The 23,771-nt window shown below is 37.2% G+C and carries 31 protein-coding genes and 1 tRNA gene; 5 read left to right on the top strand and 27 right to left on the bottom strand.

Annotation, left to right across the window (positions count from 1 at the left end):
• The first annotated feature begins 26 nt into the window (after positions 1-26).
• Positions 27-1,559: a glutamine-hydrolyzing GMP synthase gene (guaA, locus tag HU137_RS00160; RefSeq protein WP_182041790.1), complete on the top strand. Its 1,533-nt coding sequence runs from the start codon at positions 27-29 to the stop codon at positions 1,557-1,559.
• Positions 1,560-1,624: 65 nt separating this feature from the next.
• A tRNA-Gln gene (locus tag HU137_RS00155) sits at positions 1,625-1,698 on the top strand.
• 13 nt (positions 1,699-1,711) lie between these two features.
• Here HU137_RS00155 and aat read toward each other — a convergent pair.
• Both aat and HU137_RS00145 read right to left on the bottom strand, forming a co-directional pair.
• Complete coding sequence (gene aat, locus HU137_RS00150; RefSeq protein ID WP_182041789.1) at positions 1,712-2,359, bottom strand: leucyl/phenylalanyl-tRNA--protein transferase; 648 nt, start codon at positions 2,357-2,359, stop codon at positions 1,712-1,714.
• A gap of 83 nt (positions 2,360-2,442) precedes the next feature.
• Positions 2,443-2,634 carry a CsbD family protein gene (locus HU137_RS00145; protein ID WP_182041788.1) on the bottom strand — a complete coding sequence of 64 codons (192 nt, stop codon included), beginning with the start codon at positions 2,632-2,634 and terminating at the stop codon, positions 2,443-2,445.
• A gap of 321 nt (positions 2,635-2,955) precedes the next feature.
• Here HU137_RS00145 and HU137_RS00140 point away from each other — a divergent pair, with 321 nt between their 5' ends.
• Entirely contained in the window at positions 2,956-3,780 is an 825-nt protein-coding gene (locus tag HU137_RS00140; RefSeq protein WP_394367600.1) for a flavin reductase family protein, read from the top strand.
• Here the strand turns inward: HU137_RS00140 and HU137_RS00135 are convergent.
• The 10 genes from HU137_RS00135 to HU137_RS00090 all read right to left on the bottom strand — a co-directional run bounded on the left by HU137_RS00135 (position 3,777) and on the right by HU137_RS00090 (position 10,303).
• Positions 3,777-4,313: a GNAT family N-acetyltransferase gene (locus HU137_RS00135; RefSeq protein WP_182041786.1), complete on the bottom strand. Its 537-nt coding sequence runs from the start codon at positions 4,311-4,313 to the stop codon at positions 3,777-3,779. The genes HU137_RS00140 and HU137_RS00135 overlap by 4 nt on opposite strands.
• A 40-nt stretch (positions 4,314-4,353) precedes the next feature.
• Positions 4,354-4,647 carry a thioredoxin gene (gene trxA, locus HU137_RS00130; RefSeq protein WP_182041785.1) on the bottom strand — a complete coding sequence of 98 codons (294 nt, stop codon included), beginning with the start codon at positions 4,645-4,647 and terminating at the stop codon, positions 4,354-4,356.
• Positions 4,625-4,849 carry a DUF6132 family protein gene (locus HU137_RS00125; RefSeq protein WP_182041784.1) on the bottom strand — a complete coding sequence of 75 codons (225 nt, stop codon included), beginning with the start codon at positions 4,847-4,849 and terminating at the stop codon, positions 4,625-4,627. The genes trxA and HU137_RS00125 overlap by 23 nt, the downstream gene beginning before the upstream one ends.
• The gene (locus HU137_RS00120; RefSeq protein WP_220457162.1) at positions 4,846-5,064 is read right to left on the bottom strand and encodes a hypothetical protein; all 219 of its coding nucleotides are present in this window, start codon (positions 5,062-5,064) and stop codon (positions 4,846-4,848) included. The genes HU137_RS00125 and HU137_RS00120 overlap by 4 nt, the downstream gene beginning before the upstream one ends.
• Before the next feature lie 40 nt (positions 5,065-5,104).
• Positions 5,105-5,476 carry a rhodanese-like domain-containing protein gene (locus HU137_RS00115; RefSeq protein WP_220457161.1) on the bottom strand — a complete coding sequence of 124 codons (372 nt, stop codon included), beginning with the start codon at positions 5,474-5,476 and terminating at the stop codon, positions 5,105-5,107.
• A 43-nt stretch (positions 5,477-5,519) separates the two neighbouring features.
• Positions 5,520-5,834 (bottom strand): rhodanese-like domain-containing protein, encoded by a 315-nt coding sequence (locus HU137_RS00110; RefSeq protein WP_182041782.1) that lies wholly within the window; start codon positions 5,832-5,834, stop codon positions 5,520-5,522.
• A 71-nt stretch (positions 5,835-5,905) separates the two neighbouring features.
• Positions 5,906-6,553 carry a peroxiredoxin gene (locus HU137_RS00105; RefSeq protein ID WP_182041781.1) on the bottom strand — a complete coding sequence of 216 codons (648 nt, stop codon included), beginning with the start codon at positions 6,551-6,553 and terminating at the stop codon, positions 5,906-5,908.
• A gap of 25 nt (positions 6,554-6,578) precedes the next feature.
• The gene (locus HU137_RS00100; protein WP_182041780.1) at positions 6,579-7,961 is read right to left on the bottom strand and encodes an MBL fold metallo-hydrolase; all 1,383 of its coding nucleotides are present in this window, start codon (positions 7,959-7,961) and stop codon (positions 6,579-6,581) included.
• Between the two features lie 26 nt (positions 7,962-7,987).
• On the bottom strand, positions 7,988-9,406 hold the full coding sequence (locus HU137_RS00095) for an MBL fold metallo-hydrolase (RefSeq protein ID WP_182041779.1): 1,419 nt from the start codon (positions 9,404-9,406) through the stop codon (positions 7,988-7,990).
• A gap of 93 nt (positions 9,407-9,499) precedes the next feature.
• Positions 9,500-10,303 (bottom strand): sulfite exporter TauE/SafE family protein, encoded by an 804-nt coding sequence (locus tag HU137_RS00090; protein ID WP_182041778.1) that lies wholly within the window; start codon positions 10,301-10,303, stop codon positions 9,500-9,502.
• 232 nt (positions 10,304-10,535) lie between these two features.
• On the opposite strand from HU137_RS00090, the gene HU137_RS00085 reads away from it, so the two are divergent.
• Both HU137_RS00085 and cydB read left to right on the top strand, forming a co-directional pair.
• Positions 10,536-11,873, top strand: a complete 1,338-nt coding sequence (locus HU137_RS00085; RefSeq protein ID WP_182041777.1) for a cytochrome ubiquinol oxidase subunit I — start codon at positions 10,536-10,538, stop codon at positions 11,871-11,873.
• A gap of 6 nt (positions 11,874-11,879) precedes the next feature.
• Positions 11,880-12,956, top strand: a complete 1,077-nt coding sequence (gene cydB, locus HU137_RS00080; RefSeq protein WP_182041776.1) for a cytochrome d ubiquinol oxidase subunit II — start codon at positions 11,880-11,882, stop codon at positions 12,954-12,956.
• Between the two features lie 25 nt (positions 12,957-12,981).
• On the opposite strand, the gene HU137_RS00075 is transcribed toward cydB, so the two are convergent.
• From HU137_RS00075 to HU137_RS00005, 15 genes are all read right to left on the bottom strand, one after another.
• Complete coding sequence (locus HU137_RS00075) at positions 12,982-13,449, bottom strand: PaaI family thioesterase (protein WP_182041775.1); 468 nt, start codon at positions 13,447-13,449, stop codon at positions 12,982-12,984.
• A gap of 20 nt (positions 13,450-13,469) precedes the next feature.
• A complete protein-coding gene (locus HU137_RS00070; protein ID WP_182041774.1) occupies positions 13,470-14,936 on the bottom strand; it encodes an MBL fold metallo-hydrolase in 1,467 nt (488 codons plus the stop codon).
• Positions 14,937-15,121: 185 nt separating this feature from the next.
• Complete coding sequence (locus HU137_RS00065) at positions 15,122-15,319, bottom strand: hypothetical protein (protein ID WP_182041773.1); 198 nt, start codon at positions 15,317-15,319, stop codon at positions 15,122-15,124.
• Positions 15,320-15,394: 75 nt separating this feature from the next.
• The gene (locus tag HU137_RS00060) at positions 15,395-15,763 is read right to left on the bottom strand and encodes a carboxymuconolactone decarboxylase family protein (RefSeq protein WP_182041772.1); all 369 of its coding nucleotides are present in this window, start codon (positions 15,761-15,763) and stop codon (positions 15,395-15,397) included.
• Positions 15,764-15,768: 5 nt separating this feature from the next.
• Positions 15,769-16,461 (bottom strand): ABC transporter ATP-binding protein, encoded by a 693-nt coding sequence (locus tag HU137_RS00055; RefSeq protein ID WP_182041771.1) that lies wholly within the window; start codon positions 16,459-16,461, stop codon positions 15,769-15,771.
• 3 nt (positions 16,462-16,464) lie between these two features.
• Positions 16,465-17,637, bottom strand: a complete 1,173-nt coding sequence (locus tag HU137_RS00050) for an ABC transporter permease (protein WP_246361454.1) — start codon at positions 17,635-17,637, stop codon at positions 16,465-16,467.
• A gap of 55 nt (positions 17,638-17,692) precedes the next feature.
• Entirely contained in the window at positions 17,693-18,784 is a 1,092-nt protein-coding gene (locus tag HU137_RS00045; protein WP_182041769.1) for an efflux RND transporter periplasmic adaptor subunit, read from the bottom strand.
• A gap of 4 nt (positions 18,785-18,788) precedes the next feature.
• The gene (locus tag HU137_RS00040; protein ID WP_182041768.1) at positions 18,789-20,114 is read right to left on the bottom strand and encodes a TolC family protein; all 1,326 of its coding nucleotides are present in this window, start codon (positions 20,112-20,114) and stop codon (positions 18,789-18,791) included.
• An 18-nt stretch (positions 20,115-20,132) separates the two neighbouring features.
• A complete protein-coding gene (locus HU137_RS00035; protein ID WP_182041767.1) occupies positions 20,133-20,714 on the bottom strand; it encodes a TetR/AcrR family transcriptional regulator in 582 nt (193 codons plus the stop codon).
• Positions 20,715-20,841: 127 nt separating this feature from the next.
• Entirely contained in the window at positions 20,842-21,207 is a 366-nt protein-coding gene (locus HU137_RS00030) for a carboxymuconolactone decarboxylase family protein (protein WP_182041766.1), read from the bottom strand.
• Positions 21,207-21,752, bottom strand: coding sequence for a DinB family protein (locus HU137_RS00025; RefSeq protein WP_182041765.1), 546 nt, complete (start codon positions 21,750-21,752; stop codon positions 21,207-21,209). The genes HU137_RS00030 and HU137_RS00025 overlap by 1 nt, the downstream gene beginning before the upstream one ends.
• 111 nt (positions 21,753-21,863) lie before the next feature.
• Entirely contained in the window at positions 21,864-22,193 is a 330-nt protein-coding gene (locus HU137_RS00020; protein WP_182041764.1) for a DUF202 domain-containing protein, read from the bottom strand.
• A 7-nt stretch (positions 22,194-22,200) separates the two neighbouring features.
• Positions 22,201-22,830, bottom strand: a complete 630-nt coding sequence (locus HU137_RS00015; protein WP_182041763.1) for a Crp/Fnr family transcriptional regulator — start codon at positions 22,828-22,830, stop codon at positions 22,201-22,203.
• 12 nt (positions 22,831-22,842) lie between these two features.
• Entirely contained in the window at positions 22,843-23,256 is a 414-nt protein-coding gene (locus HU137_RS00010) for a YeeE/YedE family protein (protein ID WP_182041762.1), read from the bottom strand.
• Positions 23,257-23,261: 5 nt separating this feature from the next.
• Positions 23,262-23,771: hypothetical protein (locus tag HU137_RS00005; protein WP_182041761.1), on the bottom strand; the 510-nt coding region annotated here is incomplete at its 5' end.

Below are 23,771 nucleotides of genomic sequence, written 5' to 3'. Positions count from 1 at the left end.
TCGTATTTTTGCGCAAACTTCATTAAATGACAAACGGAATTCTAATTTTAGACTTTGGGTCGCAATACAATCAATTGATAGCAAGAAGGGTACGGGAATTTGGGGTATATGCTGAAATTCTTCCTTTTAATGCTTCATTAGACGAAATCAAACAACATCAGCCGAAAGGAATCATTCTTTCTGGCGGTCCTTCATCGGTTTTTGGAGAAGATGCCCATTTGGTGGAGAAAGAATTGTTTGAATTGGGTATTCCGGTTTTGGGTATTTGTTATGGAATGCAGTTGACAGCGCATTTGCTCGGTGGAGAAGTGAAAAAAGGACAGAAAGGCGAATATGGAAAAGCGGAATTGAAAGTGTTGAATTCCAATAAATTACTATACGGTTTTTCGGAAAGTTCTACGGTTTGGATGAGTCATTTTGATGAGGTTTTTCAGGTTCCGGAAGGATTTGAAATTTCCGGAAAATCAGAATCGGTCATCGCAGCGATGGCAGATGAATCCAGAAAGCTTTATGCGGTTCAGTTTCATCCAGAAGTTTCGCATAGCGAATATGGAACGCAATTGTTACGAAATTTTGTGTTTGACATTTGCGAAGCGGAAGAAAATTGGGCTTTGTCAGATTTCATCGAAGTTGAAGTAGCGCGCATCAAAGAAAAAGTAGGGAATCAAAAGGTGATTCTCGGATTGTCAGGTGGTGTGGATTCTTCTGTGGCAGCGGTTTTGATCCATAAAGCGATCGGAGATCAATTGACTTGTATTTTTGTGGATACGGGACTTTTAAGAAAAGATGAAGGCGTAAAAGTTATGGAAAATTATGGAAAGCATTTCCATATGAACATCAAATTGGTGGATGCACGTGAACAATTTTTATCGAAATTAAAAGGAATTTCAGATCCGGAAGAAAAAAGAAAAATCATCGGTCGTGAATTTGTGGAAGTTTTCAATCAAGAAGCTTTGGCGTTTGAAGATGCAAACTTTCTAGCTCAAGGAACGATTTATCCGGATGTGATTGAATCTCAATCGGTAAAAGGTCCTTCAGCGACCATAAAATCGCATCATAACGTCGGTGGATTGCCGGAAGAAATGAAATTGCAATTGTTAGAACCGCTTCGCGAATTGTTCAAAGACGAAGTCCGTAAGGTAGGCGTAAAGTTGGGAATCCCAAAAGAACTGGTTTACCGTCATCCTTTTCCGGGACCGGGATTGGGAATCAGGGTTTTGGGAGAAGTGGATGAAGAAAAAGTCAGAATTTTGCAGGAAGCCGATGCGATTTTCATCGAAGAATTGTACAAAAATAATTTGTACGATGAGGTGAGTCAGGCTTTCGTAGTGCTTTTACCGGTCAAATCGGTTGGTGTGATGGGTGATGAAAGAACGTATGAGTATACGGCTGTAGTCCGCTCTGCTAACACAATTGACTTTATGACAGCGACTTGGTCACGTTTGCCGTATGAGTTTTTGGATAAGGTTTCGAGTCGAATTATCAATGAAGTCAAAGGGATCAACAGAGTGGCTTATGACATCAGCTCAAAGCCGCCAGCAACAATAGAATGGGAATAAGAAAAAAAGTAATTTTCTTTTTGGAAGAAATAAAAAAACGATTATATTTGCACTCGCAATTACGGAGACCCATGGTGTAACGGTAGCACACCGGTTTTTGGTACCGTTTGTCGGGGTTCGAATCCCTGTGGGTCTACCATCTTAAAAGCAACTCAAATCGAGTTGCTTTTTTTGTTTAATAGCTTGAGGAATTCGTCGGAAGAAATTTCACGTGCGCCTAAACTTTCTAAATGTTCCGTGTAAACTTGACAATCGATGATGGCATATTTTTCCGCGTATTTTTGGACAAAATATATGAATCCTGATTTGGAGGCGTTTGAAACTTTTGCAAACATACTCTCACCACAAAAAATCCCATTTGTTTCGATGCCGTAAAATCCACCGACCAATTCTTCATTTTGCCAAACTTCTACACTTTTTGCGATTCCTGATTTATGAAGTCGGATATATGCTTCCCTCATTTCATTTGTGATCCAACTTCCTTTTTGACCGGGACGATTGATTTGACCGCAATTGTAAATGACTTCTTCAAAACAATTATTCTCTGTAAACTGGAATTCTTCATTTCGCAGAATTTTTCTCATGGATTTTGAAATTTTTAATTCGTCAGGAAACAATACAAATCTCGGATTTGGGAACCACCAAAGAATCGGTTCGTTTTCATTGAACCATGGGAAAATTCCTTTTGAGTAAGCCAATTTTAATCTTTCCACACTTAAATCACCACCATAAGCGATGATGCCGTAGGAATTGGTTGCTGCATAATCCGGGAAAATCAATTCTTCCGATAATTTTTTCATTTTCAAAATTCAATTGGAACAAAAGTAAAATAAAAAAATGCCCCAAATAGGGCATTCAATTCATTCTAAATCGAAATATGTGATTAGTCTTTCCAATTTTCAATTAACTTTTCAACTTCCTCTCTGGTTTTCCCAGATTTTTCTTGGATTTTACCAATTACTTCATCGAATTGTCCTTCTAAAATACTTTCATCATCCTTGAACCATTCTCCATATTTCTGTTTGAAAGCACCTTTTACTTGGTTCCATTTTCCTTCTAATTCTAATTTATTCATCATTTATAATTTTATTGGTTTATGCTAAATAATATTTCAACGATTATTCCTAAGATAGAATCCAATTGATAAAATCCTGTTAAATAAATTGAAATTGTGTTAAACCTTAATATATAATCCTCTTGAAGCAATGCGTCGGATTTTCCTTTTTACCACTCCTTTGGAGAGTTCGAAACTGCTTGTCATTTTTGGGAGAGGTAAAATAAAGCATTTCAGTTTTGATCTTTAGGTGAATTTGACTATATGGTTCTGGCTCGTGGTTAGTCGGTTCAAGAAATTCTTTATTCTTATCTTTGTTATTTTCAATTAAAATTTATGTCCATAAAAACCATCGATACAACACAGGTCACACCAGCCGAATCCATCCAATATTTACAAAATGCAGTTGCGCCTAGACCCATTGCGCTTGTCAGCACATGTGACAAAGAAGGAAAGGTGAATTTGAGTCCATTCAGTTTTTTCAATGTATTCAGTTCCAATCCGCCGATTTTGGTGTTTTCTCCATCTAGAAGAGTGCGCGATACCACAACCAAACATACTTTGGAAAATATAGAACAAGTTCGAGAATGTGTGATCAACACCGTTTCTTATGACATCGTTCACCAAAGTTCTTTGTCCAGTACCGAATATGACAAAGGCGTAAACGAATTTCATAAAGCCGGTTTTACGGAAGTACCTTCTTTAAAGGTTAAACCGCCCAGAGTCAAAGAATCCAAAGCTTCCTTTGAATGCAAAGTAAAAGATTTGATTTATTTAGGTGACGGAGGTGGAGCCGGAACCCTTGTGGTTTGTGAAGTTTTAATGATCCATGTGGACGAATCGGTTTTAAATGAACGTGGTCAAATCGATACCAAATTAATCGATTTGGTTGGGCGAATGGGTGAATCTTATTATACACATTCAAACGGTGATTCCCTTTTTGAAATCCCCAAACCTTTGGTCACAAAAGGAATTGGAGTCGATGCGCTTCCAGAGGCAATTCGTCTAAGTAAAATTTTTACCGGAAATGAATTGGCGATGCTTGGAAATGTAGAAGCGGTTTTCGGAACAGAATTTAAAGACGATGAATTGGCACACCAACACGCGAAAGATTTATTGAAAGAAGGTGATGTAGAAGGTGCTTGGGAAATTTTGAAAATCAATTAAGCATTTAGATTATATTTTTCTAACTCAAACCAATTGCATTTTAGTTTTTCGTCATATTGGAAAACTTCTTTCAATTCAAATCCTAATTTGATCAAAACATGGATAGAACCTATATTTTCCAAATCGGTAATCGCATAAATCTTATCTGTGTTTAGGTTTTCAAAAGCCCAATCCAGAATTGCTTTGCTGGACTCGGTTGCATAACCTTTGCTCCAGTGTTTTTGTTTGAAACGGTAACCATGTTCGTAGAAATTCTGGTGACCGTTGAGTTTATCTGTGAAATATTTAATCCCGCACCAACCCAACATTTCTCCTGAAACTTTATCTGTAACCGCCCAGCGCGCAATGCCGTTGTCTTGGTATTGTTGACGAATCATTTTGATGATTTCTACAATTTCATCTTTGGATTTTACAGGAGTTTGCAAGATGTATTTATGAACTTCCGGGTCAGCGTCCAATTCGAAGAAATCGTCGACATCCGTCAATTCAATTTCGCGGATGATCAAACGGTCGGTTTCGAGGTGGATTTTCATATAATGATGGTTTTAAGCAGATCCGTTTCAGCATATTTTTTTATAGATTTTCTTTTATCAATCTTTCTAATTCGCTCGCAGGAAAAACCCCTGACTGCCTCCATTTGATTTCTCCATTTTTGAAGATAGCCAATGTCGGAACACTACGTATTTGGTATTGTGCCGAAACTTGCGGATTCTTATCTACATCTATTTTGATGATACTTGCTGTATCGCCAATACGCTCTTTTAGTTCTTCTAATATAGGAGCCTGCATTTTACAAGGTCCACACCATGTAGCGAAAAAATCGACTAACACGGGTTTGTCTTGATTAATTATTTCCTGAAATGTCATTTTTTTCTTTTTTATCTTTTTTGAAGATGGAGAATACCAAGCCTCCCATTACGGAACCATATAAAGTACTGTTTATAGGGTTTGATGTGATAGCACAAGTACCTGTGTTGCAGCCGACAAATTTCCAATAGAGAAATCCGGCTATGGCACCTAATGGTATTCCTATGATGGTTAAAAGGTTTTTTCTTATAAATGTATTCATAACTGTTTTGGTTTTACTTCTTCATAGGTAATGTATTCTGTAGCTTTGTTTTTTCTTGAGTTATAAGTAGTGCTACAACCTGCCGTACCGCAACAGCCGATGTTGAATACAGGCATTAGCGTAAATAATCCGCCTAAAGCAACGAACATCCATTCGTTTGCCTGAATACCTTGGACAATCACAACAACACCCAAAACCAGACGGATAATCCGCATAAAATTCCAGTTGCTTAAATAGTTTTTCACTTGTCTGTTCTTAATTCTCTGTAATTACTTTCTGTACATTGTTCCAAGTTCCGCCATTGACAACGTTATTAAAACCGTTTTTTTCTAAAATACTCTTTGCTTGTCCGCTACGGTTGCCACTTCTGCAAAATACAACGATGTGTTTTTTGTTTTTGAATTTTGGAAGCTGTCCCGAAATTTTATCCAACGGAATGTTTACGGCTCCTTTTACGCTTCCGGAAGCAAACTCAGATGGTGTGCGGACATCAACTAAAAAAGCGTTATCCGCAATTATTTCTTTTAATTGCGAATTGTCTTGCTGACCAAATAAAAACTTAAAAATTCCGAACATAACTACTCCGATTATAATAATGAGAATGAATTTGAAACTTTGTTTTTGCATCTTTTTTGGATTTATACCGTTGAGTGAAAAAGTGATATGTCATTTACTTTTTCTGTAATATTTCATCCAAGGCTTGCTGTACATTTTGCCAAGGGCCTCCGTTGAGGACACGCTCAAAACCATTTTGTTCCAATATCAATTTTGCGTTTCCACTTCTGGCTCCGCTACGGCAGAAAACGATAATATTTTCTTTGTTTTTAAATTGTGAAAACTCCTGTTCCAATACGCTTAATGGTATGTTTATGGCACCGTCAACACTTCCCGAATTAAATTCTTCAGGAGTGCGTACATCAACCAAAAAAAGAAAATCTTTATCTAAAAACTTATCTTTAGAAAGTTTGTCTAATAACTCTAACATATGATGTAAATATTTATGATAAGAAGACTGACCTTAAATTTACGTAAAGCCAATCTCCTTATTCTTAATGATTAAATTGATTTTTTAGCCAGATACCAATCCACTTGCTCTAAAGTTGTATCGGCTTTACGTTCTTTTAATCCTTCCAATGTTTTTGGTGCTCCTACGATTACTTTGTCGCCCGGTTGCCAGTTGAGTGGCATAGCTACTTTGTATTCATCGGATGTTTGAAGTGCCAATAAAGAACGTTTAATTTCATCCATATTACGACCTACATTCAAAGGATAATACATAATCAAACGGATTTTTCCTGCCGGATCCATGATGAATACGGCACGGACAGCTGCAGTTTCGCTTTCGCCCGGTTGCAACATTCCGTACAATTTGGCTACTTTCATATCCAAATCTGCAATAATCGGGAAGTTGAACAATACACCTGTCTTTTCGTCAACGGCATTTACCCATGCGATGTGTGAATGAATGCTGTCTATGCTTAACCCCATCAATTTGGTATTGTGCTTTTCGAAGAAATCGCTTTCGTTGGCAAAGCCCGTCATTTCTGTTGTACAAACCGGTGTGAAATCGGCAGGATGAGAAAATAAAATCACCCAGCTTCCTTTGTTGTATTCCGAAAATTTGATTACTCCTGTAGTAGTTACTGCTTCAAAATCGGGTGCCATATCGCCAATTCTTGGCATTGTATTTATTTGATTTTCCATTTTTTAAAATTTTAAGATTATTAAATTAACTATTTGCTTCCATCCACTCTTTCATTCCGGCAGAATAGTTCTTGACATTTTTGAAACCGTATTTAGCCAACAATGACTGAGCAATTGTTGCTCTATCTCCACTTTGGCAATGGATGACGATTTGTTTGTCTTTGCTGAATTTATCCAGATGATCTGGTAGCGTTCCTACAAAAACATGGTCTGCACCCTCTACATGGTAGGTTTCATATTCCGTCAATCCTCTCACATCGACAATTTGAGCATTCGGGTTTCCGATGTACGATTTGAATTCTTCTATGTCTATGATATCTTCTGTCTCCAGTTCCAATCCCAAGTCTTCTACGTTGGAGATGTATCCGTATATGTTATCCAAGCCTATTCGCATCAGTTTTCTGGTCAAATCTTCGATTTGATTATCATCGGCAACTAAAACAAATTGTTCTTGATAGTTCAGTAACCAGCCTGCCCATGTAGAGAAAGAATTATTGCCTTGTATATTGATACTTTCCGGAATAAATCCTTTTGCATAATCTACTTTATTGTGAGCATCGATAACTTTCAATCCATTGTTATAAGCATTCAAAAACTGTTCTTTCGATAATTTTGGGTGTTTAGGAACCTCCACTAATAATGGGCGATTTACTTTGTTCAAGTGTTTCATCATCGCAAAATATTTTGGTGGTTCTGGTTGTCCTTCCAAAAGATATTTCACAAAGCCCGCTTCATCATCTTCGTATTGAAATGCCCAGTTGCGGATTTTTTCGTAACCTACGGTCGAACTTGGAACTGCTCCCAAAGCCTTGCCACAAGCTGAGCCTGCTCCATGTGCTGGCCATACCTGCACGTATTCAGGCAATTCAGCAAAGCGTTGTATAGATTCATACATCTGTTTGGCTCCTTTTTCTTGTGTACCAACTAAACCTGCCGCTTTTTCCAATAAATCAGGGCGGCCAATGTCTCCAACAAAAACAAAATCTCCCGTGAATACCATTACTGGTTTATCTGTAGCCGGATGGTCTGTCAACAAAAAGCTGATACTTTCCGGTGTATGACCCGGTGTGTGCAATACTTCTAATGTCAAGTTTCCTACACTGATTTTGTCACCGTGTTTCAGCTTGGCATGATGCGGAAACTGGTATTCCCAATCTGGTCCTCCTTCGTCTGAAAGATACATTTGTGCTCCGGTCACTGCTGCTAATTCGCGTGAACCACAGAGAAAATCGGCATGGATATGCGTTTCTGTAATATGGGTAATTTTCATATTGTTTTGCTTCGCAATTTCCAGATACACATCTATATCTCGTTGTGCATCGATTACAATGGCTTCTCCTTTTGCCTGACAGCCTATAAAGTAGCTCGCTTGAGCTAAACTTTTATCATATACGTGTTGAAAAAACATATTTTTTTAGATTTTAATGTTATTAATTAAAGCATAGTTGTTGGACAAACGTAATCGCTTACCTTGAATTTTCCCGATTCTTTGATTGCCGTAAATCCGCCTTGAACGTCGATAAGTTTGTTATATCCTCTGGCTCTAAGAATAGAGTTGAAAATCATTGAACGGTAACCACCGGCACAGTGTACGTAATAGGTTTTGTCTTTATTCACTTCAGCTATATGTTCGTTGATATAATCCAAAGCGATGTTTTTTGAACCGATTGCGTGTTCTGAAAAATGTTCGCTCTTTTTGCGTACATCCAGAATGTCCAGGTTTGGATTTTCTTCCATTCGTTTTGCCAGTTCATCTACCGAAACAGATTCGATGGTGTCGGTTTCTTTGCCGGCATTTTTCCAGGCTTCAAATCCACCTTTCAGATAACCAATAGTATTGTCGTAACCAACTCGAGCCAATCTGGTAACGACTTCTTCCTCACGACCTTCGTCTGCAATCAATAAAATGGTTTGTTTGATATCCGGAATGAGTGTACCTACCCACGGTGCAAAGTTTCCATCAATACCGATATTGATTGAATTTGGAATAAATCCTTTAGCAAAGGTTTGTGCATCACGAGTATCCAGCAACAATGCGTCAGTTTCGTTGGCAGCAGTTTCAAATGCTTCAGGACTTAAAGCTTGCGTTCCTTTGTTCAATACTTCATCAATACTTTCGTAACCTTTGATGTTCATCAGCACGTTTTCTGGAAAATATCCAGGAGGTGGCATTAAGCCATCTAACACTTCTTCGATGAATTTTTCTTTGGTCATTGATTGTAAAGCATAGTTGGTTTTCTTTTGGTTGCCCAAGGTATCGGTCGTTTCCTTGCTCATGTTCTTACCACAAGCCGAACCTGCTCCGTGTGCTGGATAGACAATGATATCATCTGCTAACGGAATGATTTTGTTGTGCAATGAATCGTACAAATGAGCCGCTAATTTTTCCTGTGTCAGATCTGCAATCACTTTTTGTGCCAAATCTGGACGACCCACATCGCCGATGAATAAGGTATCACCGGTAAACAAAGCAGTTTCTTTTCCGCTTTCATCAATTAATAAAAAGCAAGTACTCTCCATCGTATGACCCGGTGTGTGTATGACTTTGATTTGGATATTTCCAACTTGTAAAATTTCACCATCCTCAGCAACATATGCGTCAAATGATGGTTTTGCAGTGGGACCAAAAACAATCGTTGCACCGGTTTTTTTAGCCAAATCCAAATGACCACTCACAAAATCAGCGTGAAAATGCGTTTCCAATACATATTTAATTTTAGCCCCGTCTTTTTCCGCTTTTTCGATATAAGGTTGGACTTCACGAAGCGGATCTATTACCACAGCTTCTCCATTACTTTCAATATAATAAGCTCCTTGAGCCAAACATCCTGTATAAATTTGTTCTACTTTCATTCTTTATGATTTTTTAATTGTTTTAAATTTTATACTACAAAATTACAACCTGCTTATAACCTGTTCAGTAACATAAGTTACAAGACTGTTTTTTTATAAGAATAATTCCTTGATGAGGATATAGATTCCCATTACGAGTACAAACCAGCCGAATGCGGCTTTAAGTTTATTGCCTTCTATTTTTTTAGACAGAAAAATCCCGATAAAAATTCCGACAACAGATAATCCGGTAAAGATGGATAGCAAAGTCCAGTCAATTGTTTCGCTACCTTGCAAATCACCTGTGAATCCCAAGAGTGACTTTGCTGCGATGATAAACAAGGAAGTCCCTACAGCTAACTTCATCGGCATTTTTGCTAATAGAACCAATGCGGGAATAATTAAAAATCCACCGCCTGCACCTACCAATCCGGTTAGTGTACCAACTAATGCTCCTTCCAGAAGAATCATCGGATAGTTATATTTTATTTCACCGGTGTCTACATCATTGCAATGCGGACAAGGACGTATCATCGATATGGAAGCAAAAATCATTACGATGGCAAAAAGCACCATCAAGGCGATAGGTTTGGTAAATTCAAAGCTTCCGATAGAGATAATCACATCAGGAATTAAAGGCATCAGATAAGCTCTGGTCAAATACACAGCAACAATAGACGGAATACCAAAAATAAGTACGGTTTTGAAATCTACTTTTTTCTGAATGGCGTTTTGAACGCCACCTACCAAGGATGTAGTACCCACTACAAATAAGGAATACGCTGTCGCTAATATGGGGTTAACGCCCATGACATACACCAAAATAGGAACGGTAAGTATGGAACCTCCGCTACCAATAAGTCCTAATGAAACACCTACTAAAACGGCCAATAAATAGCCTATAAGATCTGTCGCCATAATTCAATGATTAAATGATGCGACAAAATTAGAATACCACGATAACGCAGGCAGTAACAATTGTTACAGAGCTAAAAATTAAAACTAAAAATCATTGGATGGTTATTAATTCTATATTGTGTAACAAGTGTTACAATCGTTTTTGTAATTTATAAATACATTTACAGATGCATATAAAAGGTGGATATATGCGGTAACAAAACGTGATATTCAAACGCTTAAAATATTCCTTATGGAAGACATGATCCTTTACAATCGGCTACAGTTTGCCTTTACGATTACCTTTCATTATTTGTTCCCTCAGCTCACTATGGGACTTTCCTTAATGATTGTTTATTTTAAATGGAAATTTCTCAGAACTAAAAATGAAGATTACAATAATGCATCAAAATTCTGGATGAAGATATTTGCATTGAACTTCGCAATGGGTGTTGTAACGGGTATTCCAATGGAATTTCAGTTCGGCACCAATTGGGCTAAGTTCTCTGAGCTTACCGGAGGTATCATCGGACAAACGTTAGCAATGGAAGGAATGTTCTCCTTCTTTTTAGAATCTTCTTTTCTGGGCATGTTTCTTTTTGGTGAAAAGCTACTTGGACAGAAACTACACTTTTTATCAGGACTGATGGTCTTCATTGGTTCGTGGGCAAGTGGTTTTTTGATTATCGCTACACACTCTTGGATGCAACATCCTGTCGGTTACGAAATTTTGGAGAACGGAAAATTTATATTGAAAAATTTTGGTGCTCTATTCAATAATCCTTGGCTGTGGCCTTCATATCTACATAATCAAATGGGTTCGTTAGTAACGAGTTCTTTTTTTGTGGCAGCCGTTGGAGCTTTCTATTTATTGAGTAATAAGCATAGTCGCTTTGGGAAGATTTTTGTAAAGAGCGGAGTCGTTTTCGGGGTAATTTCTTCTGTCATGTTAGCTTTTCCTACAGGTGATTGGGCAGCTAAAAATGTCGTCAAATACCAACCAGTAACATTTGCTGCGATGGAAGGTATTTTTGAAACTGAAAAAGGAGGGTCTGAGATTGTTTTGGTGGGTCAGCCCGATATGGAAAACAAAAAACTGGACAATAAAATCGCTGTACCCAATGTACTTAGTTTTCTTACGTATCAGCGTTGGGATGCTGAAATTAAAGGTTTGAATGAATTTGATGAATCCATACATCCTACCAATGTCCCCGGTTTGTATTATGGTTATCATATTATGGTTGGTTTGGGAACTATTTTCATTGGTATTATGGTACTTGCATCGTTTTTACTCTGGAAAGGCAAATTGTATAAAACAAAATGGCTGTTGTGGATTCTGATGTTTATGATTCCGTTTCCTTATATCGCCAATACGGCAGGATGGTACACAGCGGAACTGGGCAGACAGCCTTGGTTGGTTTACAATCTGATGCGTATGGTTGATGGCGTTTCGCCTACCGTATCTTCGGGAAATGCATTATTTACACTTTTGGGTTTTGTTGGACTGTATTTGCTTCTTGGACTGCTTTTTCTTTTACTTGTTTTAAAAATTATACGGAAAGGTCCTGAAGCTAAAATGGCATTAAAATAAATGGTTATGGAAATATTTTGGTTTATTGTATTAATGGTTATGTTGGGGATTTACGTTATCCTCGATGGGTATGATTTCGGAGCCGGAATTGTACATTTATTTTTGGCTAAGACTGAGCAAGAAAAAAAAGCCGTAACCAATGCTATCGGTCCTTTCTGGGATGCTAATGAAGTGTGGCTGATTGCGGCTGGTGGTGTTTTATTCTTTGCATTTCCTACGCTATATGCATCGGCCTTTAGTGGTTTTTATCTGCCCTTGATGCTGGTTTTATGGTTGTTGATTTTCAGAGCTGTAGGGCTGGAATTGCGGGGACAAGTACATCACAGAATGTGGGAAGCTATTTGGGATAAAGCATTTGGTATAGCCAGTCTTCTGTTAGCGTTGTTTTTTGGAGCCGCTTTAGGTAATGTAGTAAGAGGCGTAAATCTCGGGATGGTGGAAAATGGTGTCTCTACACAGGAACCTCATTATTTCTTTTTAGCACTTTGGAATCCTACATTTGACCCACTTGCAGAGCATCAGGGGGTTATTGACTGGTTTACCTTGTTATTGGGACTTGTTGCTGTTGTAACGTTAACCATTCACGGGGCCAATTGGATTATTTTGAAAACATCTACATCACTCAACGGGCGGCTTAAAAAAGTGATTTTTAAACTAAATTTCGTACTGTTGGCATTAGTCGTCATTTCCGCTGGTTTATGGCATTATGTAAAACCCTTTCCTTTAAATAATCTGCAAACGCATTATTGGCTTTGGATATTCCCGATAATTGGTGCAGTAGGTCTAATCGGGTTGTTCAGAATTAACAAATTTAAAAAGGACAGCACCGGATTTTTATTTTCTTCTATGTTTATTTTTGGGAGTTTTGCTACTACTATAGCTTCTTTGTTTCCGACACTATTGCCATCTACAAATGGAATTAATCCTTCATTAACTGTACATAATGTGGCAGCTCATGAATATGGATTGTCAGTAGGATTGTATTGGTTTATTATTGCGGCTATTTTAGTGATTGCATATTTCATCATTCAGTTCAGAGTTTTTAAAGGTAAAATGGATGATGTAGGTTACGGAGAGCATTAAAAAACTCAAAGACTAAGCATTTAACTTAGTCTTTGAGTTTTATCGCTAAAATTTCTCCTGTCGCACAAACAATTCCTTCAGCAGAAAGTGTCATATCTACCAAGATTTTTCTGCCCTCGATACTTCGGAGTTTTCCTTTTAGCTCCAGCTTTTTACCCATTGGTGTAGGTACTTTAAAATCAACTTTAAGCGATGCTGTTACACATCTTATGGGAATAATTGCTACATTTTCAAGATCAATATTTTCTGCCAGACAAGCAAAAGCCGCAGCCGAACCAGTTCCGTGGCAATCTAATAAGGAAGCTACTAAACCACCGTAAACACTTCCAGGAATTGCTGTAAATTTTTCGTCTGGTGTAAAATGGGCGATTGTTTCATCTCCCATTAAATATGTTTTTAATTGATGACCATCTGGATTATTTTTTCCACATCCATAGCAATGTGCCAGTTCATCGGGATACAAATCTTGGATTGCTTTTCTTTTATGATGCATTCTTGTTTGAGAATTTGAAATTACTTCACAAGTTCGTTGTTTTTATCTTTCCAATCATTAATTCCACCGGAATAATTCAGAATGTTTTCAAAACCGTTTTTCACAAGAATAGAATAAGCAATTGCCGCTCTTGTTCCGCTTTGGCAATGGATGATGACAGGTTCTTTTTTATTGATTTTATCAAAATTGTTTTCAAGTGTATTCAGTGCTATATTTTCAACACCTTTGATATGACCGCTTTTGTATTCGTTTTCGGTACGAACGTCAATTTTCTGAATGTTTTTGTTTCCCAAATATGATTTGAAAGTATCTATATCAATGGTTTTTACATTTTGCAAAGCCAAATTTTGTTCAGACGGATTGGTAACGTACCCATAGATATTGTCCATCCCGATACGCATTAGTTTTCGGGTCAAATCTTCGATTTGATTTTCTTCGGCAACCAAAATAATCTGGTTTTGATAATCAACAACCGAACCGACAAACGTAGAAAATGTTTTCATATTTTCAATCAGAAGACTCCCAGGAATAAATCCTTTACCTGAAACTGCTTTTGGACGGGCATCTATTACGAGTAAACCATTTTTAATCGCATTTTCTGTTTCTTTTTGATTGAGTTTAGCCAATTTCGGAACTTCAACCAATAGCGTACGATCTACTTTGTTCAGATGTTTCATCATCGCAAAATATTTTGGCGGAGCGGGTTGCTCACTCAAAATATAGGCTACAAAATCGGTTTCTTTTCCCGAAAATTGCAAAGCCGGATTGGTCAATTTTTCTTGTTTCAAAGTAGATTGCGGAATATTGCTCAAACTTTTCCCACAGAAAGAACCTGCTCCATGTCCCGGCCAGATTTCGGTGTTATCGAGTAATTTCAAAAATTTTTCAATAGAATGATAGAGTTGTTTTGCTCCAACTTCCTGCGAACCAATTTGTCCTGCTGCTTTTTCCAATAAATCAGGACGGCCGACATCGCCTACAAAAATAAAATCTCCGGTAATGGCTTTGATTGGATTTTTTGTGCCGTCGTTAACCAAAAAAGTCAGGCTTTCGGGCGTATGTCCCGGTGTGTGAATGACTTCTATCGTAATACTTCCAACCGAAATTTTATCGCCATTTTTCAGTCCGGTGTGTGGAAAATCGTATTGCCAGTCTCTGCCGCCTTCGTCAGATAAATACAGCGGTGCTTTCGTAACTGCTGCGAGTTCTCTCGAACCACTGAGAAAGTCTGCGTGAATATGAGTTTCGGTAATTTTCGTTATTTTCAGATTGTTTGTCTGAGCTATTTGCAGATAAGTGTCGATATCTCTTTTAGGGTCGATGACAATCGCTTCTTTGGTTTCTGTATCGCCGATCACATAACTTGCCTGTGATAATGTTTCGTCATAAACACGTTCAAAGAAAAGAGTTTGTGCAAATGAGGAATTCGATAAGAAGAAAATGGCTAATAACCAAAGAAAATTATTTTTTAAGAAGATGGATTTCATATATTATTTGCTTTAAAATTTCAATGTTTAAAACTGTCTATACTAACTTTAGTACGTTATTAGTGTAGTAATAAATCCTCAAAATTAGCACTTACAGTTTGGGCAGAAAGTAACATAGGTTACATAGGGTGCAGGAATAAAAAAACATTCAAAAAAGCAATTGTTCCTTTGTTTTAATCTTTCACCTATTCTTTGTTGGTCTCAAAATAGATATTCGGTCTTCCAAAAATCCATTTTACGAATGAAACAACCAATGCAATCGGAATTATGAATATAGCGGCTATAATCATTCCGTATTCATACAACAAAGAACTATCTGAATAAGGTTTCCCTTTCTTTCTGGCACGGAGTGCACTCATTGGTAAACCAATCATATTGCCCATCAGCATCAGTTGAATGGCAGCCAATATAATTCTTGCTTCTTCTTTTCCGTATTCTTTTACAATGGCTTCGTATGTTTACTGTTCGGGTAATCCACGTGTTTCGGCATAATGTTGAGCAAATAGGATGGCTTTCGATTCTTCGGGATTGACAAAGCTTTTGTCTCCCGTAAGGAAACCCGATATTTCATCGTTATTCATTCCCATTTTTAATGCCATCTGCGTATGGGCGTATGAACATACGGCACAAGCGTTGACCTCAGTTACTGCCAGTTGCAATCGTTCTAAAAGTTGCTCATCAATGGTTTTCTGCTTTTTATTTTTGATAAATACTATTGCCGAACTCGGTGCTAACATCAGCGAACGCAATAGTTCTGATAAAGAAACTTTTCTTTTATACGAAGTTTGATTTTCAATGTTTTGAGGTATAGATATGTTATTATTCATTGCACTTAATTTTTATGTCCGCCAATGATGTAGCCGTCTTTCATTTCTATGGTTCGGTCACTTTTTTGAGCAAATTCATCATCGTGGGTTACAGCGATAATGGTTTGTCCGAAACTGTGGGTCAGGTCTTTGAAAATATCAAAAACAATGTCTGTATTTTTACTGTCCAAATTACCTGTTGGCTCATCACCCATAATAATCAAAGGATCATTAATTAACGCTCTGGCAATGGCAACACGTTGTTGCTGTCCACCCGAAAGTTTATTCGCAGGTTTGAGAGCCTGATCTTCCATACCCAGCATTTTTAACTTTTCATAAGCCCGTTCTTCTATTTCTTTTGGGGAAAACCTACCCAATTTCAGTGCAGGAATCATAACATTTTTCAGACAGGTAAATTCTGACAGCAGGTAATGAAACTGGAATACAAAACCTATTTTTTCGTTTCGGATCGCAGCCAGTTCATCAACCGATTTTCCGGTAATTAATTCATTATCTATCACTAAATTTCCATTGTAGTCTCTGTCCATAGTGGAGAGGATATAGAGCAAAGTAGATTTGCCACTCCCTGACTTCCCGACAAGTGTTAAGAATTCTCCTCTCTCTACCTCAAAACCAATATTTTTCAACACCTGAAATTCTACCGGGTCATAAAAATACTTGTCGATATTTTCTGTTTTTAAAACGATATTCTTATCCATGATTTACTTTCTAAAAATGCTGACCGGATCTACTTTTGCTGCTTTACGGGCAGGAATGTATCCTGCAAAAAATGTAATCACTAAGCCCATAACAATTCCCTGAATGAATTTCTGCAGTTCATAATCTACAGGAAAGTATCCGATGTCACCACCGATGTAAACCTTTTTCAACAAGGTAATCATTAGCAATGCCATCAACATTCCGCCAACTACACCGATCAACCCAATAGATAATGCCTGCGTTACAAAAATCCGTATCACGTCATTCCCTTTAAAACCAATAGCCTTTAATATGGCAATGTCATTTATTTTTTGGGAAACGGTCATGTTCAGGATATTGTAAATGCCAAAACCGGCAATGAGCATAATGGCTGTAGAGACAAAATTGATCATAATGAACCGCATTTTGCTGAGTGCCATCAGCGATTCGTTACTCTCTTTCCAATCTTCGGATTTGTATCCGGTTAATTGAGATAACTTTTCGGCAACGGCTGCCGCCTGGTGCGGATCTTTTACATTGACACTGATGTCTGTTACATACACATTGTTTTCTTTGAGCAATTGCTGAGCGGTGTATAGATTAACGTACGATTTGGTGTCGTCGGCAGTTGAATTAAATGATCGAAAAATACCTGCTACACGCAGGTTCTTAGTTACACCTTTTTGTGATGTAAGATTGATGTTATCACCAAGTGCCAAGTTCATTTTTTCTGCTATTCCTATACCGATTACGATGCCGTTCGGGTCGGATTTCAGGGTTTCAAATTTACCTTCAACCATTGATGAAGTAATGCTGTACATCATATCTGCTTCATCTGGCTTTATCCCGATGATTAATCCACTTACCTGAGTTCTTCCGTTATTATAAAACACACTTGTGTTGACCTGGGCTGTTACCACAGTTACTTCCTTCTGTTGTTGTACCATTTCTGCAATTCCGTTCGGGTTAATGATAGTATTGACTTTGGGTACTACTTTCGGATTAGAAATCAGGTATTCGGCAGCAGTATCACTTACCAGATTTTTGCTGATGACATCATCATTAAACAACCGAATATGTGGCGTATTTTTGAAAATATTTTCGTCAGATGTTTTATCAAAACCAACCAGTAAACTGTTCATGAAAATATAGATCGACATTCCGAGCAACACACCAAGAACGGCTACAGCAGTCATTTTTTTGCCCGAAAACAGATAGGTTCTGGCTATGTCTGTATTAATATTCATTAGCCTAAGGTTTTATATGTTCCAGAATATCATCTTTACTGATTCCTTCCAATATTTCTACATATTCGGTAGAAATAATACCTGTTTTTACAACAACGGGGTCGTCTTTTCCTTTTAGTTTTACCTTATTTCCAAAGCCCAAATAACTTCTCGGAATTAATAAAGCATTCTTCTTTTCGCTTGTCAAAATATTGGCTTCCAACTGTGTGCCGTAAATACTACTTGAAGGTGCTTCATTCAGCAACACTTTTACAACAAATGATTGTGTTTTTTCATCAAATGCAGCCACTATTTCACTGATTTTGCCTTCGTACACGTTGCTTTTATCTGTGTTGAACTGGATATAAACCAATTGTCCCAATTTTACTTTTCCGATGCTTTTTTCATCTACATTCAATACCACTTCCGGCTTGCTATCATCAGCAATTGTAGCAACAATATCTCCTTTTTTGACATAATCTCCTGTTGATTTCAGCTTGTTGACAATCGTACCACTTTGAGGTATTATCAATTGATTGTATCGTTCTATCACTTTGCTGTTTTGTAGCTGATTTTTGTTAGAAATCTGCTGTGATTTGGCACGTTGCAATAGTTCTGCTTTTTGCTTTTTTAAGGCATTCAGCTGTGCCAGTGAATTTTTTGCTGCCAGTTGCATATTTTCAAATTCTACCTTGGCTACACTTTGCTTTTGGAACAGTCGTTCATAACGTTCAGCTTGTTGTTTGTCTTGCTCGTATTTGCTTTCTGCATAGCGAATGTTTTGTTCCAGTTGCTGAATGGCAGGCGAATTTTCCGTTAGGTTTTCGTTGGCAATGGTTAATTGTTCCTCTGCCGAATGCGTATTGATACGGTTAGACGGATTGTCGATAATCGCAATGATCTTTCCTGTATTCATTTTGTCTCCTACCTCAAAATTAGCTTCGGTCAATATGCCATCTGTTTGTGCCGTCAGATGATAGGCATCATCCCAATCGAGCATTCCCGATGCAAAAACTAATTCTTTTATATCTTTTACCACCGGCTGTGCTTCTTCCTTTGAACCACAGGATTGTAGTGTAACAAACAGTACAATGGTAACGAACAACTTTATTTTCATACGTCTAAAACTTATTATTGATGATAATTTTATTTTCACTAAATCCAATGCCTGCCAAAGCTGTAATAACATTTAGCTGGCTCAGCAACATATCCGTTTGTGCAGTAAGTAATTTGTCTAAGGGCAGAATATTTTCCTGATATTGATCGAAGTATTTCTGATAAGTATCTTCTTTCAAGGTTTGAATTTTCTTAAAGTTTTCGAGCTGTGAAGATGCTTTTTCGTACTCCACCAACAAATTGTTGTTGCGGGTTTCGTTCTCACGCGAAAAATGAATACGATCATTTTCGGCCATTTGCCATTGCATTTTTTTCTCTTTTACCGCCGAATATTTTGAAACGGTAGTAGGTAAATCCCAACTCAAACGAAGACCAACGTAATTAAAATCAATCCAATTGGAATTAGGGTGAAAAAAGGACTCATTACTCAAGTTTTGCCAATTAAAGGAAGATACAAATCCCAAAACGGGTAACTGTTGTTTCTGTGCCGCTTTCCATTCCTGTTCTGCCATTTTTTCTCTCAGCTGATAATGGTTTACCCATAAATTGTTTTTTGCTTCTGTCAATATTTGTTTATGATCAAAATCTCGAATGTTTTGATTTAAAATGGGACTGGCTTCATTCTCGAAAAACAAAGCAAGATTTTGCTGTTGGATTTGGATATTAAATTGCAATTGCGAAAGCTGATCCTGTAATCGAATGAGGTTCACCTCGGCTTCGTTTACATCTTGTTTTCGCACAATCCCTTCTTCAAACCTGTTGTTTACGATGGTTAAAATTTGTTTTGCAATGACGATATTCTGCTCTACCATCTTTTGCTGTCCCTGAAACGATAAGATATTAAAGTAAATACCGTTCAATTGGTCATAAATAGTCCATTCGTTTATTTTTTGCTGATTGGCTACCAGTTCCTGATTGGTTTTGGCAAGTTTTATACGGCTTATTTTTCCAAGGTTAATAATATCGAACTGCGGTTGTATGCTGAATGTACTGACATATTGCAACCCCATTGTGATTTCACGAAAAGAACCGGGCAAACCGCCGAAAACTTCGGCAGGAATATAATTGGTTTGCAAATTCATATTATCAATTACCTGAGCCGATACAGGAATTCTCGGATTAAAGGCATTTCCAACTGCTGTTTTTCTGTTCAGCTCTGCTAAATTTTGCTGGATGATGTCATTCCTGAAACTGACTTTTTTCTCCTTTGCAAAGGCAAGTACTTCGTCCAGCGTATGAAATTCTTTCTTCTCTTGCGACCATACCATAACAGGCAAGAAAAGGATGACTATAAGCAATTTATGTTTGTGAATATTCACTAACTTTCTCATTCAAAAAAATATTATAAATTAGACCTTTATTAAAGCTAAAATGCTATTCATTGTTTTTTGTCCCTGAACCTCAATATCAAATTCAAAAGAAGCCAATTTCCACTTCAGCATTTGCAGCCGAAACGTTCCCATAACAATATGCACGAGTTCTTCTGAAGCTATTACTGTTCTAAAACCCCCTGTCTCTTGTCCTTCCTTTATCAGGGAATTGATACGGATGAAATTGGTTTGTAATAATTGCTGTATGGCATTTTTTACCTCATCAGAATTATCAATCAACCCGTCTGATAAAACAATATTGATGAAACACGGATTTTGTTTGAAATACGAAAACTGACTTTTAAAAAGTGTTGTAAACTTTTCTTCCGGTGATTGCTTTGTATTGATAATGGCATCAAAACGCTGGGTAATATTTTCTGATAAATAAGCAATTAATAGTATTACGATTGCCTCTTTATTTTTGAAATGACGATACAAAGCACTTTCTGAAAAATGCATTTCACGAGCCAAATTTTTAGTTGTAAGTCCTGCAATGCCGCTTTCCATCAATATTTTACCTGATGCCTTTATTATTTCCAGCTGTCTTTCAGACAAATTCATTTAATCCAAACTATTTAAAAAAGCAAAAGTAGTTTGTCTCATTAAGTTACACTGTAACATAAGTTACAGAGCAAAAAAAACGAGGACATTAAATCCTCGTTTTTCAATAAAGCTATTAAGCAGCTTTCTAACCAGGATTTTCAATTGCTTCAAACACACAATCTACTGCCATGCTAAATGCAGGCATTCCACCTGTAATGGCTGCGGTTTCGCAAACTCCAAAAAGTTCTTTCACGGTTGCTCCGGCTTTCAATGCTCCTTTGGCGTGCAATTTTGCAGGTTCTTTGTGCATTCCGCCAATCAGTAAAGCAAAGTGAACCAATTGCTGGGTTTTCTTGTCCAACGGATTTCTATAAATCAGCTTCTCACGGTATTTTTCGATGATTTCTATGGCATCTGTTTCGTCTGAAAGTGCTGCCAATTTTAACCTTTTTTCGATGTTTTCCGGAACGAAACCCAGCAGTTCTTCGTACTTTTTTCTAATGTTTTCCATTAGCCTATTAAGGTTGAAGTGTTGGGCCATTCCATATATTCAGCCGGATAAATTCCATTTTGACGCATAAGCATATCCACTTGTCCCAAATGATACGAATGATGCCCAAACGTAATCCACAAAAATGCCATTACGGAATAAGTTCTACCCATAAAAGAAACGGTTTTGTTCAAATCTTCTTCGGTATAGCTTTTCAATATTTCAAATCCTTTGGGAAAAACTTCCTTGTATTTCTCGACCAATTCTTTTCCATCTGCAATGTTTTCCAACAAAGAAGCATTATCAGGTTTTGGAATTGGCAATCCATTTTCGCCTTCTTTCATTGCCTGAAACCAATGAATTTCTGCCAATACAAAATGACGGATTAATCCACCTATATTAATCGTGTTCACACGAGTTCCGAGATACATCACATCGTTATCAATTGGTGTACTTTTAAACACTTCATCGGGAACATCTTTCAGTAATTTCAGGGTTTGAAGATACAATTGTTCATGAATGCTTAAAAACCGATTGAACTCCTGTATTGTTGCCTTATTTTCCATTTTTCTTAAAATTTTCGTTAGTGAAAATTAGCTTGAAACCGAGATAGGTACAGTAACCATTGTTACACAAGAAAAACTTTACTTTGGAACAATGTGCTGTTGATGAAAATTTTATTTATCTTTTTCATATTTCAGCTTATAATCGCCGATATGAATTTCACTTTGTTTGATTTTCTTATGGTTTCGGAAATAATTTATAATACTCACAATTAGTAAAAGACCAGATATAACGAACAAAATGTACTCAAAAATTACCGCCTCTTCACCTGCTACCAACTTATTTACACTTAAGCCTGCTACCAAAAAATACATGGAACTTCTTAAAAATGATAAGAAGGTAGATTGGTTAGCAAGGAATGTACGCTGGATGGCTAATTGCTCCCGAAGTATTAGATCTTTTTTGAATGAAACCGAAACTTGATTGACTTCTTTTTTATCCATTTATCAATTAAGATAATAACTCTATATTATTACGGTTCAGTTTTATTTTTCCTTCATTTTCCAATGCTTTCAGCAATCGTGAAATTACTACACGGGAACTGTTTAATTCGTAAGCAATTTCCTGATGGGTTTTGGTAATGATATTGGAGTCGTTTATTTTACTCTTTTCAAACAAGTAATTATAAAGTCGCTTATCCATATTGGTAAATGCTATATTGTCTATGGCTGCGAGCATCTCATTGAAACGGTTATTATAACTTTCAAAAACAAAAGCACGCCAGCTTTTATATTTACCCATCCATTCTTCCATTTTCCCTACGGGAATCATCGCTACCAAACCATTGTTTTCTGCTACGGCACGAATTTCACTTTTTTTATCGCCCATACAGCAGGTAAGTGTCATAGAGCAAGTATCTCCTTTTTCGATGAAGTATAGCAACAGTTCACCTGTATCAAAATCCTCACGCATTATTTTTATAGCACCACTAATAAGCAAAGGCATGGTTTTGATATATTTTCCTATATCGATTAACACATCACCTTCCTTAAATTCGACCAGCTTCGCAACTGAAATTATTTCTTCAATCAGCTCTTTTTCAAATATCCCTCTATAGGTGTCACGGATTAATTCTTCCATATTTATTTTGATTTAATGAGGCAATTTATCTTTCATCAGACCGTAAAGCCAGGTTCCTAATATCGCTCCTAAAATTACAACTAAAATTGGGAAATATCCCGCACCTGTCATTACAAACATAGGCCCTGGGCATGCACCCGCCAATGCCCAGCCTAAACCAAAAAGAATACCACCTATTAAATAGCGTGGAATACTTTTATCCTTGTCTGCAATAACAATAGGATTTCCAGTAATATCTTTTACCTTGTTTCTTTTGATGTATTGTACTACGATTATTCCTACTGCTAAAGCAGTTCCCATTAAACCATACATGTGAATGGATTGGAACTGGAACATTTCATATATTCTGAACCAGGATGCCGCTTCGGATTTGTACATAACAATTCCGAAAAATGTTCCGATTAGTAAGTAAACTATATTTTTCATTGCTTTTAAAAATTAAAATTTGTTATTAGATTGATTTGGTTGTAATCGCTTCTTTGCGCAACCAATTTTGTATTAGGCTCGTTTTTGTTTTGTTTCCAGACATACAGCAACTCGATATGAAGACCTTTTAAAAAATTGGAAAATTCATAATGCAATCGTGTATTGATCTGGTAATTATCATCGATATTGTATTTGTTTAATACATAATCATTTATTACTGCTCCGTGAGTTGTTGTAGCATCTATATTCAAAAATAAATGCTTCCAATTGTGCTGATAACCAATGGCAAAGACATCAATTTCTCCAAGTCCTTCCATACGACTTCTGGGCATGGAAGTATAAAACTGATCCCTTCCTAATTCCTTCGGGAATAAATACCTGCCCGTTTCAAAAGCTTTGGAATAAGCCGCTTTGATTTGAGAATGTCCATTTTTGTATTTCAGCATAAAGCTGGCAACCTGTCCGTTTTCATTTGGTTGCACATAGCGGCTTTCGTAAGCAAGCTGCTTTTGATA

The sequence above is a fragment of the Moheibacter lacus genome (assembly GCF_014042165.1).
Lineage (GTDB): Bacteria > Bacteroidota > Bacteroidia > Flavobacteriales > Weeksellaceae > Moheibacter > Moheibacter lacus.
The sequence above is the reverse complement of the archived record's forward strand: the minus strand, read 5'-3'. Positions and strand labels throughout refer to the sequence as shown.

Bases quoted from the DNA above. Each gene is read 5' to 3' on its own strand.
- guaA (WP_182041790.1), top strand. From the start codon at position 27: ATGACAAACGGAATTCTAATTTTAGACTTTGGGTCGCAATACAATCAA.
- aat (WP_182041789.1), bottom strand. From the start codon at position 2,359: ATGAAAAAATTATCGGAAGAATTGATTTTCCCGGATTATGCAGCAACC.
- HU137_RS00145 (WP_182041788.1), bottom strand. From the start codon at position 2,634: ATGAATAAATTAGAATTAGAAGGAAAATGGAACCAAGTAAAAGGTGCT.
- HU137_RS00135 (WP_182041786.1), bottom strand. From the start codon at position 4,313: ATGAAAATCCACCTCGAAACCGACCGTTTGATCATCCGCGAAATTGAA.
- trxA (WP_182041785.1), bottom strand. From the start codon at position 4,647: ATGACATTTCAGGAAATAATTAATCAAGACAAACCCGTGTTAGTCGAT.
- HU137_RS00125 (WP_182041784.1), bottom strand. From the start codon at position 4,849: ATGAATACATTTATAAGAAAAAACCTTTTAACCATCATAGGAATACCA.
- HU137_RS00120 (WP_220457162.1), bottom strand. From the start codon at position 5,064: ATGCGGATTATCCGTCTGGTTTTGGGTGTTGTTGTGATTGTCCAAGGT.
- HU137_RS00115 (WP_220457161.1), bottom strand. From the start codon at position 5,476: ATGCAAAAACAAAGTTTCAAATTCATTCTCATTATTATAATCGGAGTA.
- HU137_RS00110 (WP_182041782.1), bottom strand. From the start codon at position 5,834: ATGTTAGAGTTATTAGACAAACTTTCTAAAGATAAGTTTTTAGATAAA.
- HU137_RS00105 (WP_182041781.1), bottom strand. From the start codon at position 6,553: ATGGAAAATCAAATAAATACAATGCCAAGAATTGGCGATATGGCACCC.
- HU137_RS00100 (WP_182041780.1), bottom strand. From the start codon at position 7,961: ATGTTTTTTCAACACGTATATGATAAAAGTTTAGCTCAAGCGAGCTAC.
- HU137_RS00095 (WP_182041779.1), bottom strand. From the start codon at position 9,406: ATGAAAGTAGAACAAATTTATACAGGATGTTTGGCTCAAGGAGCTTAT.
- HU137_RS00090 (WP_182041778.1), bottom strand. From the start codon at position 10,303: ATGGCGACAGATCTTATAGGCTATTTATTGGCCGTTTTAGTAGGTGTT.
- HU137_RS00085 (WP_182041777.1), top strand. From the start codon at position 10,536: ATGGAAGACATGATCCTTTACAATCGGCTACAGTTTGCCTTTACGATT.
- cydB (WP_182041776.1), top strand. From the start codon at position 11,880: ATGGAAATATTTTGGTTTATTGTATTAATGGTTATGTTGGGGATTTAC.
- HU137_RS00075 (WP_182041775.1), bottom strand. From the start codon at position 13,449: ATGCATCATAAAAGAAAAGCAATCCAAGATTTGTATCCCGATGAACTG.
- HU137_RS00070 (WP_182041774.1), bottom strand. From the start codon at position 14,936: ATGAAATCCATCTTCTTAAAAAATAATTTTCTTTGGTTATTAGCCATT.
- HU137_RS00065 (WP_182041773.1), bottom strand. From the start codon at position 15,319: ATGGGCAATATGATTGGTTTACCAATGAGTGCACTCCGTGCCAGAAAG.
- HU137_RS00060 (WP_182041772.1), bottom strand. From the start codon at position 15,763: ATGAATAATAACATATCTATACCTCAAAACATTGAAAATCAAACTTCG.
- HU137_RS00055 (WP_182041771.1), bottom strand. From the start codon at position 16,461: ATGGATAAGAATATCGTTTTAAAAACAGAAAATATCGACAAGTATTTT.
- HU137_RS00050 (WP_246361454.1), bottom strand. From the start codon at position 17,637: ATGACTGCTGTAGCCGTTCTTGGTGTGTTGCTCGGAATGTCGATCTAT.
- HU137_RS00045 (WP_182041769.1), bottom strand. From the start codon at position 18,784: ATGAAAATAAAGTTGTTCGTTACCATTGTACTGTTTGTTACACTACAA.
- HU137_RS00040 (WP_182041768.1), bottom strand. From the start codon at position 20,114: ATGAGAAAGTTAGTGAATATTCACAAACATAAATTGCTTATAGTCATC.
- HU137_RS00035 (WP_182041767.1), bottom strand. From the start codon at position 20,714: ATGAATTTGTCTGAAAGACAGCTGGAAATAATAAAGGCATCAGGTAAA.
- HU137_RS00030 (WP_182041766.1), bottom strand. From the start codon at position 21,207: ATGGAAAACATTAGAAAAAAGTACGAAGAACTGCTGGGTTTCGTTCCG.
- HU137_RS00025 (WP_182041765.1), bottom strand. From the start codon at position 21,752: ATGGAAAATAAGGCAACAATACAGGAGTTCAATCGGTTTTTAAGCATT.
- HU137_RS00020 (WP_182041764.1), bottom strand. From the start codon at position 22,193: ATGGATAAAAAAGAAGTCAATCAAGTTTCGGTTTCATTCAAAAAAGAT.
- HU137_RS00015 (WP_182041763.1), bottom strand. From the start codon at position 22,830: ATGGAAGAATTAATCCGTGACACCTATAGAGGGATATTTGAAAAAGAG.
- HU137_RS00010 (WP_182041762.1), bottom strand. From the start codon at position 23,256: ATGAAAAATATAGTTTACTTACTAATCGGAACATTTTTCGGAATTGTT.